Raw genomic sequence first — 20,249 nt, forward strand, 5'->3', positions numbered from 1 at the left:
AAACTGCAAATACTCCAGCTCATGAAAGAATCGGAAAAACCGATGACAGTGACAGAGATTGAAGAAGCTCTTCAACTTCCTGATGCTGAAGCTTTCAAGAAACTGGTTTTAACACTAAACGAACTAGAAGATGAAGGATCTGTTGTCCGAACACGTACGAATCGCTATGGACTGCCAGAAAAGATGAGTCTCATCAAAGGACGCGTTCAAGGCCACGCAAAAGGCTTTGCTTTTTTGATTCCTGAAGAGAGTGAGCAAAAAGACGTATACATCTCACAATCGGATATGAATGGTGCGATGAGCGGTGATACCGTTCTTGTTCGGTTAAATCAAACATCTTCCGGTTCTCGTCCAGAAGGAACCATCATTCGTATTTTGGAACGCGGCGTAACAGAAGTAGTAGGTACGTTCCAAGAGAGCCGCAAATTCGGTTTTGTTGTTGCTGATGATAAACGTATCCCAAATGATATCTTTATCCCAGCAGATGGGGTAAACGGGGCTGTGGAAGGCCATAAAGTATTGGTTAAAATAACGAAATACCCAGAAGGCAGAAACAGTGCTGAAGGGGAGATCATCCATATCATCGGTCATAAAAATGACCCTGGCGTAGACATCATTTCCGTTATATTTAAGCATGGATTGCCAAAGGAGTTTCCAGTTGAAGCATTAGAGCAGGCGCATAACACACCGGATGTCATTGATCCGAACGATATTGAAGGACGCCGTGATCTTCGCAATGAAACGATTGTAACGATAGATGGAGCGGACGCAAAAGACCTGGATGACGCGGTTCATGTAATCAAGCTGCCAAACGGTCATTACAAGCTTGGCGTACATATCGCGGATGTTACCCACTATGTAACAGAGGATTCTCCGATTGATAAAGAAGCACAGGAACGCGGTACGAGTGTGTACTTGGTCGACCGAGTGATTCCGATGATTCCTCATCGTCTATCAAATGGAATCTGTTCATTGAATCCGAAAGTGGATAGGCTGACGATCTCATGCGAAATGGAGATCAACCACGATGGAGAGGTTATCAAACACGAAATCTTCCCAAGTGTAATTAAAACTACAGAGAGAATGACTTATACAGACGTTCGAAAAATTCTGCAGGATGAAGATGAGGAAGTTAACAAGAAGTACGAATCTCTTATTCCATTCTTTAAATTAATGGGAGAGCTTGCAGACGTTTTACGCAAAAAACGGTTTGCGCGCGGTGCGATTGACTTTGATTTTTCAGAAGCAAAAGTACTTGTTGATGAAAACAGCGATCCGCAAGACGTAGTACTTCGTGAACGTTCCGTTGCTGAAAAGCTGATTGAAGAATTCATGCTTTGTGCCAATGAAACGGTAGCACAGCATTTTCATGAACTCGAGCTTCCGTTCATGTATCGAATTCATGAAGATCCAGACGAAGGTAAGTTAGAGCGTTTCTTAGAGTTTATTGGCATGTTTGGTTATGCGTTAAAAGGAACCGCGAGCGATATTCACCCTCGCAGTCTTCAACAGTTACTAGAAACGGTTAAAGGCGAGCCAGAGGAAATGGTGATCTCAAAAATCATGCTTCGCTCCATGAAGCAAGCAAAGTATGATCATATGTCACTTGGTCACTATGGCTTAGCGACTGAGTTCTACACGCATTTCACATCACCAATTCGACGTTATCCGGATTTAATCGTACACCGATTGATTCGTACTTATCTATTCAAAAAAGATACAAGTCCGAAAACCGTCAGTCATTGGAAAGCCGAACTGCCAGGTATCGCGAAGCATTCATCAGCGATGGAGCGTCGTGCAGTTGAAGCTGAGCGTGAAACAGATGAGCTGAAAAAAGCACAGTTTATGCTTGATAAAGTTGGGGAAGAGTTTGATGGTGTGATCAGTTCCGTTACGAACTTTGGTTTGTTTATCGAGCTGCCAAACACAATTGAAGGTTTAGTGCACGTTAGCTACTTAACGGACGATTATTACCGTTTTGACGAAAAGTTTATGGCGATGATCGGTGAACGAACAGGTAATGTATTCCGTATCGGTGACGAAATTTCCATTCGTGTTGTAAACGTAAACGTTGATGAACGCGCGATTGATTTTGAAATTGTCGGTATGAAAGGCACGCCTCGTAAACGCCATAAAGATCGTCAGCAAGTGATAGATATCGGTGATACACCAAAACGGGGTCGCGGCAGACGAAGCAAGAATCGTAAGAGTGAGTCCGAGCGTTCCAGCGGTCCTCAAGATTCAAAAAAGGGCAAGAAAAAGCCTTTTTATAAGCCTGTTGCTAAAAAGAAGGGCAAGAAAAAGAAGAAATAAGCTGGTTGACTTGTCAAGGTTCATCTCAAGTGGTGAACCTTGACGTTATTTGACCATATTGCTATAATTAAAGTTCACTTGCTGTGGGGAGGATTGAGTTTTACATGCCAAAAGGAGAAGGGAAAGTAGTCGCACAGAACAAGAAAGCGCGGCACGATTACCACGTTGAAGAAACATTTGAAGCTGGAATTGTCCTTCAGGGCACGGAGATTAAATCTATTCGCGCAGGCAGGGCAAATTTAAAAGATTCCTTCGCACGTGTGCAAAATGGCGAGTTGTTTTTACACAACATGCACATCAGCACGTACGAACAAGGAAACCGCTATAACCATGATCCGCTTCGTACGCGTAAGCTGCTTTTGCATCGCAAAGAAATCAACAAGCTGTTAGGTGCTACAAAAGAACAAGGATATTCGATTGTTCCTTTGAAAATGTACTTAAAGAATGGTTTCGCCAAGCTATTGATTGGACTTGCGAAAGGTAAAAAGCATTACGATAAGCGTGACGACCTGAAGAAAAAGGATGCAAAACGAGAAATTGAGCGTGCATTCCGAGATCGTCAGAAAGCGTAATTGGTTCCTTTTACAGGAACTTACAATTGAGACGCAAGGGTGAAAATGTTATACTGAGTACACAAGTGAATAAGAGCAATAAGCTTTTATCTCTCTCCGAGGTTCGGCAGGATTAATTTCTTGCTTACCATTTTATATGGGGACGTTACGGATTCGACAGGGGTAGTTTGAGCTTAAGTTGCGAGTCGAGGGGTCGGCCTCGTTAAAACGCCACAGCCAATAACTGGCAAACAAAACAACAACTTAGCTTTAGCTGCGTAATAGCACTTTAGCTGTTCCTCCCTCCATCGCCCATGTGGTAGGGTAAGGGACTCACTCTTAGTGGGCTACGCCGGTTGTCCTCCGCCTGAGGACGATGGAAGAGAATAATCAGGCTAGCGATCCGGACGCCTGTCGGCTGGCAGATGGATCCGCGAAATACGAATGAACCGACTACACTCGTAGAAGCTTAAGTGCCAATATCTTTGGACGTGGGTTCGATTAGTTTTAGTCGCCTTGTGTGGTAACACATAAGTGAAAATCCGGCTTTATCGGTGAAACCTAACCAGTGAAAACTTTCGCTGCAAGGCAATGCCGAGTGGTATGTGGAGCAATCCAACAGCCATGTATCGACTTATAGGCTGCCAAGTTTTTTGGTAGTACTAGGATACGAAATTCTGCTTGGATACAAGTAAATTTATGTTTCGTATAATACGCCGGGGGACCTGGAAAAATCAGGTTCAAGATATAGTCAGTGCCATGACGAAAGCATGGAACAACATGTCCCACCGTCTCCACCAATACATAGGTGGATAACAGATCAGCAATCATCATTTGCTGGTCTTTTTTTATATTTCAAAAAAGCTTCTTCAAAATGCAATTTTGCTTTTAACATTTCTGGAGTGTACTTCCCATTACGGGGAGTAACTGTATTGTAATGATTGAGAATAAATTTTGTTCGCTTTATTTTTCTTTCAATCCTTAAATATGGCAGTATTTCCGATAGTACAACCATAACAGTTTCTTTCTTCTTAATAGTCAGGGTATAGGAATTTTTATGTTTATCTGGATAATAATTTTTCTTGAAATTTATTCTGCCCCTTACAATTGAATTAATATAAGTAAGAAGTTCTAAGTCAGTAGAAGCAATGGAAATACAAGGGCGTCGAAATTCTTTATTATGCATTCTTGTTAACGTAATACTGCCTTCTCCATCAATAATTCCAGCTAAATAAGCAGCTTCAACGTTTTCCATTTTATCCTCCTATGATATATATTATTTCTTATCTAATTATAACACAACGAAGGAACATACGTTCTTGTTTTGAGTCTTGTTATTTTGAAAACTCAAGTCATTTTAAGCATACTTCTTCTTTATACTGCCTTCAATTTCTTCTTTTTTTGCGACAACAAATTATAAAAATAAGAGGATGTAGTTGAACCTCAACAAATTTTCTAAAATAAATACAAATCCTATGACTCAAAAAACTGAAATATAGACGAGTTACCTATGCCTTTTTAGCGTGTTCTTACATATAATGCATGGACAAGAATAGTCAATCATATTTTCAGGAGGAAATTTTTTGAGTTGTAAGAATAACAAACTCTCCGCACGAGAGGTTGCCCAATTATTGTGTAAGCGTGTAATAGCAAACGAAGGCTTTGACGACATTGAAATAGAGGGTAAGCTTGTCTGTGTTGGAAGAGATTTTATCGCGATTAAAACTGACGACAGAGAGGTGTTCTATTTACCTCTAAACAACGTAAGAAACATTGCAGTTGTATCCGACAAGAGCTGTTGCCATAACGAACGCAGAAAAGTATGTAATGATACTTTCCGTAGCATTTTAAATAAATTGATTAATTGTAAGGTAGCCGTTAACGATGGCGGCGAAGAAGAAATTGAAGGCGTCCTTACATCTGTTAATCGCCAATCCATTCAAATCGTTGAAATCGATGATGGAAATATCGTTTTCATACCAATTGGCTCAATTAACTTTATTAAGCAAGCTGGAGAACTTGGTGACCATGAGAGCAGCAACTGCAGAATTTTATGCTGTAAAAAAGAGAATCCTTGCGGGAAAAAGAAAGAAGAATGCAAAAAAGAATCTTCTTCTAAATGCTGTAAGAAAGAGTCCTCTTCTAGCTCAAGCTCAATCGCTTATTGGTGTAAAAAAGAATCTTCATCTTCATCCTCTTCATCCTCTTCGTCTTCATCTTCATCTTCATCTTCATCTAGCTATTGCAAAGAGTCCTCTTCAAGCGATTTTTATTGTAAGAAGAAGAAAAAGCATAAGAAGAGATGTTGTGCAGATTTAGAATCTAGAGGCTGGTTTAAACTCTAAAATTGTTTAGTGTCCTGTTTTTTAAAACAGGGCATTTTTTTGCCCGATTTAGAGTATACCCACTAGAACGATAATTCTCAATTTTTTCTGTAATAATTCATAAAAATATTCCCATCCTATACATATAGGACGGTGATTAAGGTGGATTTGTTAAAAGAATTAACGGAAACAAACGGCGCACCAGGGTTTGAAAGAGCAATTCGGGACATTATGAAACGTGAAATAGAGCAGACAGGAGCAAGTCTTGTTACAGACAACTTAGGAAGTGTTTTCGGAGAGAAAACGGGAACCGCAAGTGATGGTCCTAAAGTTCTCCTCGCGGGTCACATGGACGAGGTAGGATTCATGGTGAGCGAAATTACTAACGATGGCTATCTTCGCTTTGTACCCCTTGGAGGCTGGTGGTCACAAGTACTTCTAGCGCAGCGGGTACATGTTCAGACGAAGAACAAAACGTTCACTGGTGTCATAGGTTCAAAAGCTCCACACATTTTAACAGCAGATGAACGTAACCGCGTGTATCCAATGAAAGAAATGTTTATTGATATTGGGGCAAATGATAAAGATCAAGTGAAAGAATGGGGAATTAAAGTAGGTGATCCGATTCTTCCAATATGCCCTTTTGAACTAATGCCAAATGGGGACACGATTCTCGCAAAGGCCCTCGATAACAGGGCAGGCTGTTACACAGCGTTAAAAGTACTACAGCAGCTTCAAAACATAGAACACCCAAACACGGTTTATTGTGGTGCAACGGTTCAGGAAGAAGTAGGGCTCAGAGGTGCAATTACGGCACCTGCTATTATGGAACCTGACGTCGCAATCGCGCTGGATGTAGGAGTTGCAGAAGATGGCCCTGGAGGTAATGCAAATAAAGCAAAGCTTGGAGAAGGTCCGCTTATAACGTTTCTTGATTCATCCATGATTCCGCACACCGGTTTCCGAGACTTGGTCATTGAGGTTGCAGAGAAAAATAATATTCCGTACCAAGTGGATGTAATGCTTGGCGGCGGAACGGATGCAGGAAAATTTCACCTTTATAAAAAGGAATACCAAGTCTTGTCGTTGGAGTTGCCGCGCGTTATATCCATAGCCACACATCCATGATCAGCAAGAGCGATTTAGAAAACAGTGCAAAACTTCTAGTCGAACTAGTAAAGGTTATTGATAAAGAAAAACTTCATTCGCTGCTGAATTATTAATAACCACTCATACAATCCCCGTAGGATTTATATCCAACGGGGTTTCTCACTTTTACACAATATGTTACAGTGTTATAAAAAGTTTTACATCATTCTTTGCTAATGATATAAAAAAGTCTATTATAGAGAGATGAGAGTAAAAGTAGTAAAAGGAGATCAGTAATTTTTATGGACATCCTATTATTGTTAAAAGCCCTTATTTTAGGGATGGTTGAAGGTTTGACGGAGTTCGCTCCTGTATCATCAACAGGACATATGATTCTTGTCGATGACATGTGGCTAAAATCACAGGATTTTTAGGGAAATACCCGGCCAACACATTTAAAGTTGTTATTCAGCTTGGCTCAATCTTAGCAGTCGTTGTCGTCTTCAGACAGCGATTTATCGACATGCTTGGTTTAAGAAGAAATAAAGCGACGAATGAAGTTACTGGTGGTCGCCTAAAGTTAACTCAAGTCATCGTAGGATTACTGCCTGCTGGTATTCTTGGCGTACTTTTCGAAGACTATATTGATGAGCACCTTTTCACTACAAATACAGTGCTTGTTGGACTAGCAATTGGTGCAGTTCTTATGATTTTTGCAGATAAATTTGCTGCTAAAAATCAAAACCCAGTTATTGAAAGTGTTGATCAGATCACATACAAACAAGCTTTCTCAATTGGACTAATTCAATGTTTGTCACTTTGGCCAGGATTCTCACGTTCAGGTGCTACGATTTCAGGTGGTGTTCTAGTTGGGCTTAGCCACCGTGCAGCAGCTGATTTTACATTTATTATGGCCGTTCCGATCATGGCTGGTGCGAGTGGTATTTCACTTTTAAAAAACTTGGAATACTTTAAGATGGACGCTATGCCGTTCTTTGTGGTTGGATTCATCAGCGCGTTCATTTTCGCCATGCTATCTATCCATTTCTTCTTGAACATTATCGAAAAAGTAAAGTTAACACCATTTGCGATTTATCGCTTAGTACTAGTGGCTGTTATTCTAATTGTTATTATGTAAAAATGTTAATCCTGAACTCCGGGCTGATTATAAGTCCCTGAGTTCAGGATTTTTTTATTTGTCCGCGCTTTTTTAAGGTAGATAGTCCTGATGAATATAGGTAAAAATACGTAAATGTACATAAGGAAATATTGTAATATTTAGTCAATTTCCCACTTCTATTAAAGAATCAACTCCTATATTCTAGGAACTATTACAATGGAGGTGGAGATACGGATATGAACAAATTTGCATCGAAAATTTTGTCGAGTACACTTGCCCTTTCCTTAGCAGGCGGCGGAATCGCTCTTGCTTGTGAAAACGGGCAAAAAAGCTATATTGAAGCGGGAGAATCTACATTTGGCGGTATACCAAAAGTGGAAGGATCCAAAAACTTTGAGCATCTAAAAGAAGTGGCTGCTGTTCCCCTAAAAAACATTAAAGGAAAACCTGCTACAACAGCAGATGTATATGCATATAAAGGGTATGCTTATCTTGGTACACACCGTGGTCAGATGACAAACGAAGGCGTTCGAATTTTTGATATGAAGGATCCGGCTAATCCTAAAGAGGTAGCAGTTCTTGCGAATGATATTCCTGGAACATGGCAGGAAAAAGTAATCGTTCAATCTGTAAGTACTCCGTCATTTAAAGGAGACTTGGCTGCTGTAAGTGTTCAGCGAGTCGATAAAGAGCGATATGGCTACGAGGGAGAAACATCTGAAAATGGTGGTGTGGTGTTATACGATGTGACGAATCCTAAAGAGCCGAAGAAGCTAGGTTTTGGAAAACACCTTCTAATCTGCCAACGGGGACGCATGAACATTGGCTGACAGAACAGAATAACAAAGTCTTATTATTAGCTACTAATTATCAGGCTCACCGCTATAAGGAGGATGGGGTAGATGTACATGACTTTTCAATCGTGGATGTAACAGACCCTAGTAAACCGAAGGAACTCTCAAACTGGGATCCAACTGAAGTGGGTGGTGACTTTAATGGTGACTATCAATATGAAGATGAGACAGGAGCACAGCGCACTGCATTTTTACATAGTGTCATCACGGATGAAACAGGTAAATATGCATACCTTTCTTATTGGGATCTTGGTACAATCATTTTAAATATTGAAGACCCTGCAAATCCGAAGTTTGTAGGAAGAACAAAATTCGAACGTGATGTTCAAGGAGCAGCGCATTCGGCAGCTTTAGCTCACGGTGGAAACATCTTGATTGAAACACGAGAAGTATTTAATCCAGATCCTCATGATCCAGAATTTGAAAGAGGTTGGGGGTATGTTCGTGTATATGACATAAAGGATAAGAGCAACCCTGTCTTGCTAAGTACCTTTAGAACGTTAAACTCAATGGTGCAGATCAAAGCAGGTGAGCGCAAACCGGGAACATATACCGTTCATGATCCAAAAATAAGAGGAAACACGCTCTACTTATCTCATTATTCAGATGGCATACGTATGATTGATCTCACGGATCCATCAAATCCAGTTGAAGTAGGTTCTTATGTATCCGACAAAGCAAACGTATGGGGAGTTTTTGTGGATCGAAATTATATATTAGCTTCTGATATGGGCCAAGGATTAAAAGTATTGCAGAAGAAAGTTAATCAAAATGTAAGTAAGTTGAACTTGCAAGAAGATCTGTTTAACTAAGTATTGTAAACATGGGAAAACCCGCTAAGTATTAACCTTAGCGGGTCCTTTTTTAATATTGTCCAACTCGGCTATACCAGTCGTCATATTCACGCTCAGCATCTTCTCTTGATCTGCCGTGTCGCTCCTGAATCTTGCCGATCATTTTTTCACGGTCACCTTGTGCTTGATCGTAATCATCATCCGTTAGGTTGCCCCATTGTTTTTTGGCTTCACCTTTGAACTGTTTCCATTTGCCTTCCATTGTATCGTTTTTCATGTTGAATCATCCTCCTTTTAATATTTGTTGGAATATGAATCTTCATAACGATGTGCATTTGTTGAACGGTAGTTACGGAATGTATCGTTTACTTGCCTATGTCGGTCTACTTCTTTTGTATCAACGAGAACGAGAATGTCCCCAGCTTCAACAGATTGTTCGTATTCTTTCGCTTCATTTTCAGGAATACCTAATCCTACAAGAGCACCAACAATTCCGCCAGCGCCAGCTCCAACTGCTGCTCCGCCAAGAGCGGCTGCAATTGGTCCCGCTGCTACGATCGGTCCGATTCCTGGAATGGCGAGAGCTCCTGCACCTAGCAGTAATCCGCCAATACCTCCAAGAACACCACCTGTAGCCATTCCAGTCGCGGCACCTTGAGGGGCTTTGGAACCTGTTTCTTCATGAATGTGTTTCACTTCTTTTCTGTCTTTTGCAATTACCGAGATATCATTTTCGTCATAACCTTGATGTCTCAATTCTTTGATCGCATCAATTGCATCATCTTCTGTACGGAAAACGCCTACCACCTTACTATGAGTATCCATGGACTGCCTCCTTTTATAGAAGATTGTTACCTTGTTTGTGTTCCCACTGGATGATAAAACGAAACGTATGTAAGCAGGTTTGAGAAAAAACTTCTCATTTCTTCAATCACAATAGGATTTGGAACATTTTAACAACAAAATGTATATTGTACTAGCTTACAATTTATGGTTTGATGTCTATATATAGGAAATAGAAAAGAAATAGAAACTGAAATGGTGATTGTAATGGATATTTTTATCGGCAGGCAACCTATTTTAGACAAAGATGAGAATGTTGTCGCTTATGAACTTTTATATAGAAATAGTGCAACAAATAGGTACGAAGGATTAGATCATGACAGTGCTACGATTGATGTTATGGTGAACAGTATTGCAGGGATTGGGATAAAAGAGGTGGGTGAGCGGAAAAAGTGTTTTATAAACTTTACTGAAAACCTTTTACTAAACCGAATTCCGACCTACATCTCACCAGAGTATATCGTTGTAGAGATCTTAGAAGATGTCCGTTTAAGTGAAGAAATACTAACGGTCTGCAAAGAGTTGAAGAATAAGGGGTATATCATCGCGCTCGATGATGTTTCGGTAAACAAAGGTCTTGATTCGCTGCTGCCTTATATCGATATTATAAAAGTGGATTATTTAGTAATGGACGTAACCGAGATGCAGAGGATGATCGAAACCTATAGGGGTCAAGTCACCTTCTTAGCTGAAAAGATTGAAACACGAGAGCAATTTGAAGAAGCACTAGGATTAGGTTTTGAGTATTTTCAAGGATACTTCTTTAGTAAGCCTATTATCTTACACGGAAAAGATATTGCGCCCATTCCTACAAACTATATTTTACTTTTAGAAAAGCTCAACAATTCAGAACCGGATATTAATGAAATCAGCAGTCTCATTCAGAGGGATTTATCGCTTTCATATAAGCTGTTAAAAGTGATGAATTCAGGAACGTACTTCTTTAAGAGCAAAATCACATCCATTAAACAAGCGGTAGTATTGGTCGGACTTTACGAGATTAAGAAATTAATTATGATCCTCATGATGTCCACTTTGAACAGAGCGGATAACCAAATGGAAATCGTTAAAATGAGCTTAACAAGAGCTGTGTTTTTTGAACGGATTGCAAACATTGTAGGTGTTTCAAAAAATCACCTCTATATGTTTGGTATGTTCTCATTAATTGATACACTCCTGAGTAAGAATATGAAAGATATTATCGAGGATATCCCCATTACAAATGAGCTAGCTGATGCACTCCTAGGGAACAATGCTAAGTACAATCTAGCTTTAACAATTGTACAGCACTTGGAACGCGGCGCTTGGAGTGAAATTCAATCTTTATGCCTTACACTAAAAACGACAGAAGATGAACTATTAGCGCAGTATCGAGCAAGTATATTGTCTTCAAATCAATTTTTACAAACCGATCCTGAAACAAGTGTTATAGAAACCATATAAGTATGAGGACCTCTAAATAGCTAGAGGTCCTTTGCCGTTTTTTAGAGGAGTTGTATACCAAGTAAAATAAGCAGTTTTGGAGTAAAATATGTCTTAATGGAAAGGGAGGAGGAAAGTTATGAAATTAAGCATTTTAGATCAATCACCTATCTCTTTCGGAAAAACCTCGCGTGAAGCGCTGCAAGCTTCAATGGAACTAGCAAAAGTGGGAGAACAGCTGGGATATTCACGTTATTGGATAGCCGAACACCACAATTTCTCAGGTTTATCCTGCTCAGCTCCTGAAGTGATGCTGAGTTATATTGGGGCACATACTCAAAAAATACGATTAGGTGCTGGCGCTGTTTTGCTGCCGCATTATAAACCATACCGAGTTGCAGAATCCTATAATATGCTTGCCACTCTTTTTCCTGGCCGTATTGACCTTGGAATTGGCCGCGCTCCTGGTGGATCTGCAGAAGCAACAATGGCACTATCGGAGAACTTTTTGGAAAATGTACGCCAAATGCCAAAATCGATTAAGCAACTGCTGCAGTTTTTACATAATGATTTTCCGCCGGATGATCTATTTTCTAAAATAAAAGCCTCTCCAGTTCCTGAAATTGCTCCTGTTCCTTGGATTCTTGGCACGAGTCAAAAAAGTGCAATTTTAGCTGCCGAGTACGGGACGGCTTATGCGTTCGGTCATTTTATGAGTGATAAGCCAGGACCAGAATTTGTGGCGTCTTATAAAAAACAATTTATTTCTAGTAAAACTCAAGAGAGACCAGAGACCATTATTGCCGTTTCTGTCATCTGTGCAGAAACAGCAGATAAGGCCGAACAGTTAGCTTTGCCGGGGATTTTATGGAGAAAACAAAACTCAATGGGTGGAGGAAATGACGGAGTTCCTTCCATAGAGGAAGCACTGGACCACTATTCAAAAGACGAACAAAAACAGCTAATCAATGAGGCGAAAAGAAAAATGATTATTGGCAACCCATCTGAAGTAAAAGAGGAAATAAACAAGCTGCAAGAGATCTACGGTGCAGATGAAATGATGATTGTTACGATTACCCATTCTTATGAAGATCGAATAAGGTCTTATGAGCTTCTTGCAAATGAAATACTAAAATAAGCATAATTTTTTATTTCAGCAATCATCCTTGTTATACTATTACCGATTATTAAAATATAGTAGCTAATTTTTTGTTGCTTTATATAAGGAGGACGGTAAGATGTCCAATAAAAAGAGATTGAGTGATAGTAAGTGGTCTGTTTTAGACCTTGCCCCGGTTATTGAAGGCGGAACTGTAACTGATTCATTCAAGAATACGCTAGATCTTGCTCAGCATGCTGAAAAATGGGGATACAACCGCTATTGGCTTGCGGAACATCACAATATGCCTGGGATTGCGAGCTCTGCCACTTCGGTTGTCATTGGTCACGTGGCTGGAGGTACTTCTAAAATACGTGTAGGTTCTGGTGGGATCATGCTTCCTAACCATGCGCCACTCGTGATAGCTGAACAATTCGGTACGTTGGATGCTCTATTTCCGGGAAGAATAGATTTAGGATTAGGACGTGCTCCTGGGACCGATCAAATTACGGCACAAGCATTACGCCGTGAACTAGGCAGCATGGGGGATGATTTTCCCTACCAGTTAGAGGAATTGCGCACTTATCTGGATCCTGAACGCTCAGAAACACCTATGAAAGTTAGAGCGGTTCCTGGAGAAGGCCAAAATATACCGATCTGGCTTCTAGGTTCAAGCGGATTTAGTGCACGTTTAGCAGGACGAGAGGGACTGCCTTTTGCATTTGCCAGTCACTTTTCACCAGATAATACGCTTCCTGCTCTAGAGTTGTATCGAAACACATTTACACCATCAGACGTTCTGGATGAACCGTACGCGATGGTAGGAGCGAATGTTGTCGTTGCAGATACAGATGAAGAAGCAGCAAGAATCGCTACATCCTTGCAGCAGCAGTTTGTAAACTTAGTTCGTGGAAACCCTTCAAAACTTAAGCCGCCGGTTGAAAGTATGGATGGCATTTGGAGTCCATATGAAAAAGCTGCGCTTGATCAGCAATTACGGACCACTTTTGTAGGCAGTCCAGATACAGTAAAAGAAAAACTGCAATCGTTTATAGATGAAACTCAGGCTGATGAGATAATCGTTAATGGCCAAATCTATGATCATAAAGCAAGATTGCGCTCATTTGAGCTGTTAGCTGAGATCGTAAAAGAGAATTAACACCTGGAGACTCCAAAAATGATGGGGTGCTCTTGATGAAGATGACTCATTTTAAGTGATGAGTCATCTTTTAATTTGTCGAAAATCGGATAAATTTTTTTATACATGGAATTATGAGGCGTATGCGCGGAATTATTAGCAATTACCTCGTATAAAAACTGGATTACCTCGTAATTAAATTATAATGGCTGCCTCATACAAACAAATTCACAAAGTGTACGTTCCGCAAACACACTTCAAGCCCTTCCTCCTTATTCCATCCATCAAAAAGAATCGCATTATAAAATCAGCTTCGATAACAAAACGTTTGTTCGGTTTATTGGTATTATTAAAAGGATTTATTTAAAAAAGCTAGAAGTTTTAAAGTGTATGTATAACTTAAACCCCATTGGAGGTAAAAATGGATAAATCTCTACAACTATATCACTTTAATACTTGGGCAAATAGCAAAGTCTTTGAGCAATTAAGAAGTCTTCCAGCAGAAGTTTATCGAAAGGAAGTAGACAGTGTTTTCCCTTCAGTTGCAGATGTTCTGATTCATATGTATCAAGTGGATTATGTTTGGCTTAAGGCACTAAAAGGAGAGAAGTTTGAAGATATTCTAGCTTCCATCAAACCTTTATACCAGGAATTAAAGGAAGCTGATTTAAATGGTATGGAGAATAAATTTGAGAAGATGGGTACGTTTTATGAGACATTTATGGCTCAAAAAGTAGACTTATCTCAAGATACAACTGTTCATCATCCTCATTTTGGCACACTTCACGGAAGCTATGCAGATCTTATTCAGCATATCGTGAATCATGGCACGTATCACCGTGGACACATCTCCGCTATCTTAAATCAGCAAGGTCACAAGGGAGCTTCCACTGATTACATTTTTTATCTCTATTCCTTGCAGCATCAGAATTAAGTTTAAGCATAAAAAAAGGACGTTCGGATGAATGTCCTTTTCTAGTTCTGTCCTTTTTGTATTTTTTCTTTTAAATCGTTAATATATTTCTTCTTTTCCTTTTCGTCTTGCAAATTTCCGGGATTCTTGTTTTGTAAATACTTTTGAAGAGCTTGGTTGATTTCCTCAGGTGTAGCATTCTCAGGGATTTCTCCTTTTTTCTTCAGCATTTCTATAATTTTTTCATCGTTTGCGATCATCGTACTCACCTCATTATTAACTTCTGAATCCGACGAATGGGCTGCTTCTTCCTCTTTTTTACTGCTTTCTGTAACGGAATTCTTTGGTTCTGTTTGAGAGCTGCAGCTTACCAAAATAGACAATATGCTTATTAATAGAAAAGACCGCATGAACGTTTTCATCATTCACCCTCCTTACAGATACAGTTTACCCTTCTAAAGAAAACCCAACTGCAGAAATACAGTTGGGCTCATGAAATGTTACTTTTTACGAGAAATTTTAATTTTTGCTACGGAATCGTCTTTGCTTTTTCCTGTCACTTCAAACTTAATTCCGTATTGTGGAACGTTGCGTCCAGCGTCAACTAAACCAGGATTGCTGTAATCATCTTTATCATTGAATACAGGATTCGGATGTACAGCGTTATCCGTTAGAGTTGTGCCAAGCTGTTCTCTATAATCTAAGAACATTGGTTTACCTTTTTCTGTGTTGAATGCTGCATCATGGACTAAATATCGAGTAGAGGCAACTTTTCCATCGCTCCACTTAAGTGTTTCTTGGTTAGCATCGACTACTCCTAAGAAACCATCTCCAGGGTGAATGCCTGTCCAGTTATCTGAATAGCTGTTATCTACGTACCAAACCACAAGACCGCCATCATAAGACATTAAGCTTTTACCGCGTGCGATATGAGCTAAGCCTTTATCTACACCTTGATGGTTTCTCCATTCTAATAAGTAGTAATGATCAGAATAGAATTTTCCTTGGTTCTTTGTAAAACCTTCTTCTTTAAATGTGGAAGTTCCTTCAGCATCATCAAATAATACTTCTGACCCATCAACATCTACAGAGATATCATCTACAAAGAATCCAGGCATTGTTGCCGCTACATCTGTCCAGTAGTTGAATTTCAAATCGATTTTCTTTCCAGCATATGCAGAAAGGTTAAACGCTCCGTCCACCCATTCACCGTTTGAGCTGCCCGTAATTCCGTGACCAGGGTTTTGATCATGCGGGTCAGTTTCAGTTGTAAGGTTTCCTTTAACTGTTTTCCATTCAGTAGATCCTTCTTCTTTTACTTTTACAGAAGCATAATCCCAATCTGTTTCTATGTCATACCATGTTTTAAAGTTTAACGAAGCTGTTGAAGCTTTAGATAAGTCAAGAGAAGTAGTCAATGAGTTATCTAAACCATCTCCACTTCCACTAAAATATTGATATTCACCGCTATATGGTGAGTTTACAGTCGTTTCTTTTTGTGGAAGATCAACACGAACCGCATCGTTGTTTGTTCCTTTTGTGTTTCCTTGATCTAAAAGAACGTCAATTCCTTTACGATCAATCTCATCCAACACAAACGTTTCTCCACTTAACCAGTTACCACCGATATAAGACTGTAAGAATTCTTTCGACCAAGCACTAAAACCAGTTGGTTCAGTTCCAGGAACTTTACCAGCCCAGCTGCCGCTTGACATGATAGACCAATAGGCTACTGGTTCACCTTGACCTGTGTATTGTGTGTCATATTCATCCGGAAGTTCTAAGTCATGACCGTATTCGTGTGCAAACACACCAGCAGCACCGTCAGCAGGCTGAACTGTGTAGTCATAAGCTGCCATCGCACCATCCCAATAACCTACTTCAGATTCTGTTCCTTCAATTGGGAAAACAGATCCAAGGTTCCAGCGATGACTCCAAATCGCGTCTCCTTCAAGAGCGCCTCCGCCAGCTTCTTCACCAACGCTGGAGTGAACAATCATAAGGTGATCAACTAAGCCATCTGGCTCACGCGTATTGCCATCACCATCTAGATCGTAGCGATCCTCTTGGTCGAACTCACCTAAGTCAATATTCGGATCTTTTGCAGCAGCCTCTAAAGCTTCTTTTACTAAAGAACGAGCGTCTTTATCATTACCATCTGGATCAGGAACATTCCCACCATAGTAAGCTGCAGGATGTTTTGCCTTATACCATCCGCCGACTTTTCCCGTTACAGAATAGCTTCCACCAGATTGTTGTTCATAATATTGCTTCATGGAAATTAACTTTTCGCCATTCGGTCCTTCATAACCCTTATCTCCAAAGACCAAATCCTCATAATGCTCTTTTGTATATTCATCATAGAACATATCCGTTTCTTCAGATTTGATGTTAGTAGCAGGGTAGTCCGGATACTCTACCAAAAGAACAAGAACGTTATCTACACGCTTTTGTCCTTTCCACTTTTCTTCTTTCACGTTCTTGATCTTATCCTCTTTTTTACCGTCTTTTTTAAGTCCTTCTTTTTTGTGTTTTTTCGTGATTTCTTTACGCTTTTCGCTATGCTCGTCTTCTAAAGCTCCCTCAGAAAATTTAGAAGCATTCTCTTGCTTTTTGTGTAGATATTGTTGTAATTTTTTCTGAGCATCTGCCTCAGTAGCATTCTTGCTGATTTCACCTTTTTTCTTAAGCATCTCTATTAATCTTTCATCGTTTGCAATTCCTAAATCAAACGGACCACCAGTATGCTTATGTCCTTCATGTTCATGAGATGCTTTTCCATCTGACAGCACATTTATAGGTGCAGCACTTACACTTGAAAAAGCACTGCAGCTTAACATTGCTGCAAGGGCAGCAGAAACCCATTTCCCTTTTTTCACCAAAATCCCCCTAGAAGTATTGTTTTAACCGATATCCGACAAATATTGTCGGATAATTCCGTGTATTCAAAATGTTACCACGTAATGTCGAATACTAGAATAGGTGATTTCTCCCGTGTTTTTATTTTAGAATAGGGATTATTTACTATTTAAAGAACTATTTTCAATTTTGTGTTATATGAAGAAAATGAATATAAATGTACTGATATGGGGGTTTCTAAATAGTTCTTTAGGCGCATAAAACAACTTTGGTAAGAGTTTGAACAAAAGAAGTTTTAGTTTACTAAACAAAGGGAAAGTAATTGGGTGGACCATCAAAAAGTACAAATGAAAATGAAGTCACGAAAACGAAAGGCTGGTCAATTACCTTGTCTATGAATTTTAATTCTGCTCTTAATCCTAAATCTGTCAGAAACTTTGAAGAAGCAACAGAAAACATTCTTCATTTTATGAGTAAATTTATCAACATCAATACATTATTTGTTGCAAAAAACGACAAACAAATAAATGAAATAAAAAAAGCAGTAAACAAGGATGCTATTTTAATTGAAGCGGGTTCAACACTTCCATTTCATGAAACGTTTTGTAAAATCAGCGTGGATCGGGGAAATGAAATTTTACTAATTGAAGATATTATGGAAAGTGAACTAACAAATCATCTTAATGTAACAGCGAACTTAGGTGGAGGAAGCTTTATCGCTATTCCAATCTATTATGAAGATGGTGAAAATTACGGAACGATCTGTGGCTTAGATACCGATTCATTTGAGTTTACGGAGCAGCACATCGAACTTTTTCAGACGATGTCCTCACTGTTAACATATGTTTTAGAGTTAGACAAGGCAAACAAGGAGATTAAAGATCTATCAGTACCGATTGTTCCACTGACGAAAGGCGTTGCAATCCTCCCAATCATCGGACATATCAATGAATATAGAGCTGATATCATTATTCAAAGTACTCTAGAGAGCAGTACAAACTTAGAACTTGAATATATGATTATTGATCTTTCTGGAGTGAGCAGAATTAACAACAAGGTTAGTGAATATCTCTTAAACATCGTTAAGCTGTTAAAATTAATCGGTGTAACGCCAATTCTTACTGGGTTTAGACCGGATTTAGCGATAAAAACACTTGAGATAGATGTCGATTTTAACGGCATATTGATTACGAATAACTTAGAAAGTGCACTATCTGAAATTGGGTTTAGCCTGAATAAAACGGAAAACAACCATTCAAGATCACATACTGTCGTGTGATCTTTTACTTTGTTATAGGGTCTTTTTCTAATGATTGTTGCTTTCAAATTTTGTCTTCTATGATAGTTGATTGGAGGGTAATGTGCGTGCCTACCACTTGAGGAGCTTCTTGCAAGGCATGTGACGAGGAAGCTCACTTCGGTAGCATTTGCTAGTAGACGCAGGAGCAAGAATACTACCTTGAAACGGGCAGGTGAGACACTTAAGAGTGAAACATACGAATGTGGCTCACCGTACGCCTCGTGGAAAGCGAGCAACCTGGAGCGGAAATCAACTCCTTCTAAGAACAACATTGAAAACAGCTTTAAGAAAAACAGTAGTCTAAATTTTCTTTTTTTATATAATAGTAATAATATAAACTTATCAGTCGTTTTTATGTTTAACCAATCGGAGGGGAAAAGTATGAAATCGTTTGAAGAAAAGTTAGATCAATACGCTGAGTTGGTTGTTAAAGTAGGATTAGGTCTGTCAGAAGGACAAAAATTGTTAATCAGTTCTCCTATAGAAGCTGTAGAATTTACACGTAAGGTAACGAAGCACGCTTATGACAATGGCTGTAAGCGAGTGATGGTGGATTGGAATGATACGCAAACAAACCGCATCCATCTTACTCATGCCGATGAAGAAATCCTGAAAAACGATCTTCCTTCATGGGAAATTGACAAGTATAACAGCCTTGTAGAAAATCATGATTGCTTTTTAATGATCACTGGAAACGATCCGAATGCTTATAAAGGTGTTCCTTCTGAGCGAATGATGTTCGTACAAAAGAACCGCGGCGAAAAACTACAGGCATTTTCTGCAGGACAATTAAGAGGAGACATGCATTGGGCTATTGCTGGTGCACCTACAGTTGGCTGGGCAAAAAGTGTATTCCCAGAAATGAACGATGAAGAAGCGGTAGAAGCGCTATGGGAAGCAATCTTTAAAACAGTACGAGTAGATCAGGCAGATCCTGTAGCTGCATGGGAAGAGCACGTAAAAACATTAAGTGATAAAGTAAACTACTTAAATGAGCAGCAATTTAAGACGCTTCATTATAAATCAACAGGTACAGACTTAAGCATTGATTTGCACCCTGATCATACATGGATCGGCGGAGGACATCATTCTACTTTCGGTACGTATTATATCCCGAACCTTCCTACAGAGGAAGTTTTCACGACACCAAGAAAATATGGTGTGAACGGAAAAGTTTCAAGCTCTAAACCACTTTCAGCAATGGGGAATTTAATCGATAATTTCAGTTTGACGTTTAAAGATGGAAAAGTGGTAGATTTCACAGCTGAGGAAGGGTACGACACGCTTAAGCAGTTGTTAAGCATTGACGATGGAATGGGTTATTTAGGGGAAGTTGCATTAGTACCTCACGATTCACCGATTTCGAATTCAGGCATCATTTTCAATAACACGTTGTACGATGAAAATGCATCTTGTCACTTAGCGATCGGAACTTCTATTACGATGTCTGTTAAAGACGCTGGCAACTTAACGCCTGAGCAGATGGAAGAGAAGGAAATTAACTTTAGCCGAGGTCATACTGATTTTATGATCGGCTCTGCAGATTTGGAAATTGAGGCAGAGTATGAGGATGGCAAACGCATTCCGTTATTTAAAAATGGTAACTGGGCGATATAAAGACGAAAAGACT

The 20,249-nt window shown here is 39.5% G+C and carries 16 protein-coding genes, 1 other RNA gene and 2 pseudogenes; 14 read left to right on the forward strand and 5 right to left on the reverse strand.

From position 1 onward, the window contains the following. Positions 1-21: 21 nt before the first annotated feature. The 3 genes from rnr to ssrA all read left to right on the forward strand — a co-directional run bounded on the left by rnr (position 22) and on the right by ssrA (position 3,368). A complete protein-coding gene (rnr, locus tag ACEWFH_RS05910) occupies positions 22-2,313 on the forward strand; it encodes a ribonuclease R (RefSeq protein ID WP_473727228.1) in 2,292 nt (763 codons plus the stop codon). Between the two features lie 104 nt (positions 2,314-2,417). Then, the gene (gene smpB / locus ACEWFH_RS05915) at positions 2,418-2,885 is read left to right on the forward strand and encodes an SsrA-binding protein SmpB (protein ID WP_066239234.1); all 468 of its coding nucleotides are present in this window, start codon (positions 2,418-2,420) and stop codon (positions 2,883-2,885) included. A gap of 146 nt (positions 2,886-3,031) precedes the next feature. Beyond that, positions 3,032-3,368, forward strand: a transfer-messenger RNA (tmRNA) gene (ssrA, locus tag ACEWFH_RS05920). Positions 3,369-3,684: 316 nt separating this feature from the next. Here ssrA and ACEWFH_RS05925 read toward each other — a convergent pair. Continuing rightward, entirely contained in the window at positions 3,685-4,119 is a 435-nt protein-coding gene (locus ACEWFH_RS05925) for an LAGLIDADG family homing endonuclease (RefSeq protein WP_473726496.1), read from the reverse strand. A 328-nt stretch (positions 4,120-4,447) separates the two neighbouring features. Here ACEWFH_RS05925 and ACEWFH_RS05930 point away from each other — a divergent pair, with 328 nt between their 5' ends. The 5 genes and pseudogenes from ACEWFH_RS05930 (at position 4,448) to ACEWFH_RS05950 (ending at position 9,063) form a co-directional block, all read left to right on the forward strand. Then, a complete protein-coding gene (locus ACEWFH_RS05930) occupies positions 4,448-5,209 on the forward strand; it encodes a hypothetical protein (protein ID WP_473726497.1) in 762 nt (253 codons plus the stop codon). 132 nt (positions 5,210-5,341) lie between these two features. Next, positions 5,342-6,411 (forward strand): annotated as a pseudogene (locus ACEWFH_RS05935) (M42 family metallopeptidase). Positions 6,412-6,579: 168 nt separating this feature from the next. Continuing rightward, positions 6,580-7,415: pseudogene (locus ACEWFH_RS05940) on the forward strand (undecaprenyl-diphosphate phosphatase). Positions 7,416-7,633: 218 nt separating this feature from the next. Continuing rightward, entirely contained in the window at positions 7,634-8,227 is a 594-nt protein-coding gene (locus tag ACEWFH_RS05945) for a hypothetical protein (protein ID WP_473726498.1), read from the forward strand. Between the two features lie 92 nt (positions 8,228-8,319). After that, positions 8,320-9,063, forward strand: a complete 744-nt coding sequence (locus tag ACEWFH_RS05950) for an LVIVD repeat-containing protein (protein ID WP_473726499.1) — start codon at positions 8,320-8,322, stop codon at positions 9,061-9,063. Between the two features lie 52 nt (positions 9,064-9,115). Here the strand turns inward: ACEWFH_RS05950 and ACEWFH_RS05955 are convergent, their stop codons facing one another. Both ACEWFH_RS05955 and ACEWFH_RS05960 read right to left on the reverse strand, forming a co-directional pair. After that, entirely contained in the window at positions 9,116-9,322 is a 207-nt protein-coding gene (locus ACEWFH_RS05955) for a CsbD family protein (RefSeq protein ID WP_289494541.1), read from the reverse strand. Positions 9,323-9,339: 17 nt separating this feature from the next. Next, entirely contained in the window at positions 9,340-9,870 is a 531-nt protein-coding gene (locus ACEWFH_RS05960; protein ID WP_473726500.1) for a general stress protein, read from the reverse strand. A gap of 225 nt (positions 9,871-10,095) precedes the next feature. Between ACEWFH_RS05960 and ACEWFH_RS05965 the strand changes: the two genes are divergently transcribed. The 4 genes from ACEWFH_RS05965 (at position 10,096) to ACEWFH_RS05980 (ending at position 14,481) form a co-directional block, all read left to right on the forward strand. Beyond that, positions 10,096-11,331 carry an EAL and HDOD domain-containing protein gene (locus ACEWFH_RS05965; protein WP_473726501.1) on the forward strand — a complete coding sequence of 412 codons (1,236 nt, stop codon included), beginning with the start codon at positions 10,096-10,098 and terminating at the stop codon, positions 11,329-11,331. A gap of 118 nt (positions 11,332-11,449) precedes the next feature. Then, positions 11,450-12,448 (forward strand): LLM class flavin-dependent oxidoreductase, encoded by a 999-nt coding sequence (locus ACEWFH_RS05970; RefSeq protein WP_473726502.1) that lies wholly within the window; start codon positions 11,450-11,452, stop codon positions 12,446-12,448. A gap of 100 nt (positions 12,449-12,548) precedes the next feature. Continuing rightward, positions 12,549-13,568 carry an LLM class flavin-dependent oxidoreductase gene (locus ACEWFH_RS05975; RefSeq protein WP_473726503.1) on the forward strand — a complete coding sequence of 340 codons (1,020 nt, stop codon included), beginning with the start codon at positions 12,549-12,551 and terminating at the stop codon, positions 13,566-13,568. Between the two features lie 400 nt (positions 13,569-13,968). Beyond that, entirely contained in the window at positions 13,969-14,481 is a 513-nt protein-coding gene (locus ACEWFH_RS05980) for a DinB family protein (RefSeq protein ID WP_473726504.1), read from the forward strand. A gap of 41 nt (positions 14,482-14,522) precedes the next feature. Here ACEWFH_RS05980 and ACEWFH_RS05985 read toward each other — a convergent pair whose 3' ends face one another. Together ACEWFH_RS05985 and ACEWFH_RS05990 are read right to left on the reverse strand one after the other, a co-directional pair. Then, the gene (locus tag ACEWFH_RS05985; protein WP_473726505.1) at positions 14,523-14,885 is read right to left on the reverse strand and encodes a hypothetical protein; all 363 of its coding nucleotides are present in this window, start codon (positions 14,883-14,885) and stop codon (positions 14,523-14,525) included. A 75-nt stretch (positions 14,886-14,960) separates the two neighbouring features. Then, entirely contained in the window at positions 14,961-17,339 is a 2,379-nt protein-coding gene (locus tag ACEWFH_RS05990; protein ID WP_473726506.1) for an immune inhibitor A domain-containing protein, read from the reverse strand. A gap of 302 nt (positions 17,340-17,641) precedes the next feature. Between ACEWFH_RS05990 and ACEWFH_RS05995 the strand changes: the two genes are divergently transcribed. Both ACEWFH_RS05995 and ACEWFH_RS06000 read left to right on the forward strand, forming a co-directional pair. Next, the gene (locus ACEWFH_RS05995) at positions 17,642-18,598 is read left to right on the forward strand and encodes an STAS domain-containing protein (protein ID WP_473726507.1); all 957 of its coding nucleotides are present in this window, start codon (positions 17,642-17,644) and stop codon (positions 18,596-18,598) included. A 402-nt stretch (positions 18,599-19,000) separates the two neighbouring features. Next, the gene (locus ACEWFH_RS06000) at positions 19,001-20,236 is read left to right on the forward strand and encodes an aminopeptidase (protein ID WP_473726508.1); all 1,236 of its coding nucleotides are present in this window, start codon (positions 19,001-19,003) and stop codon (positions 20,234-20,236) included. The last annotated feature ends 13 nt before the right edge of the window (positions 20,237-20,249 follow it).

The sequence above is a fragment of the Fictibacillus sp. EA-CB0309 genome, from assembly GCF_055814265.1.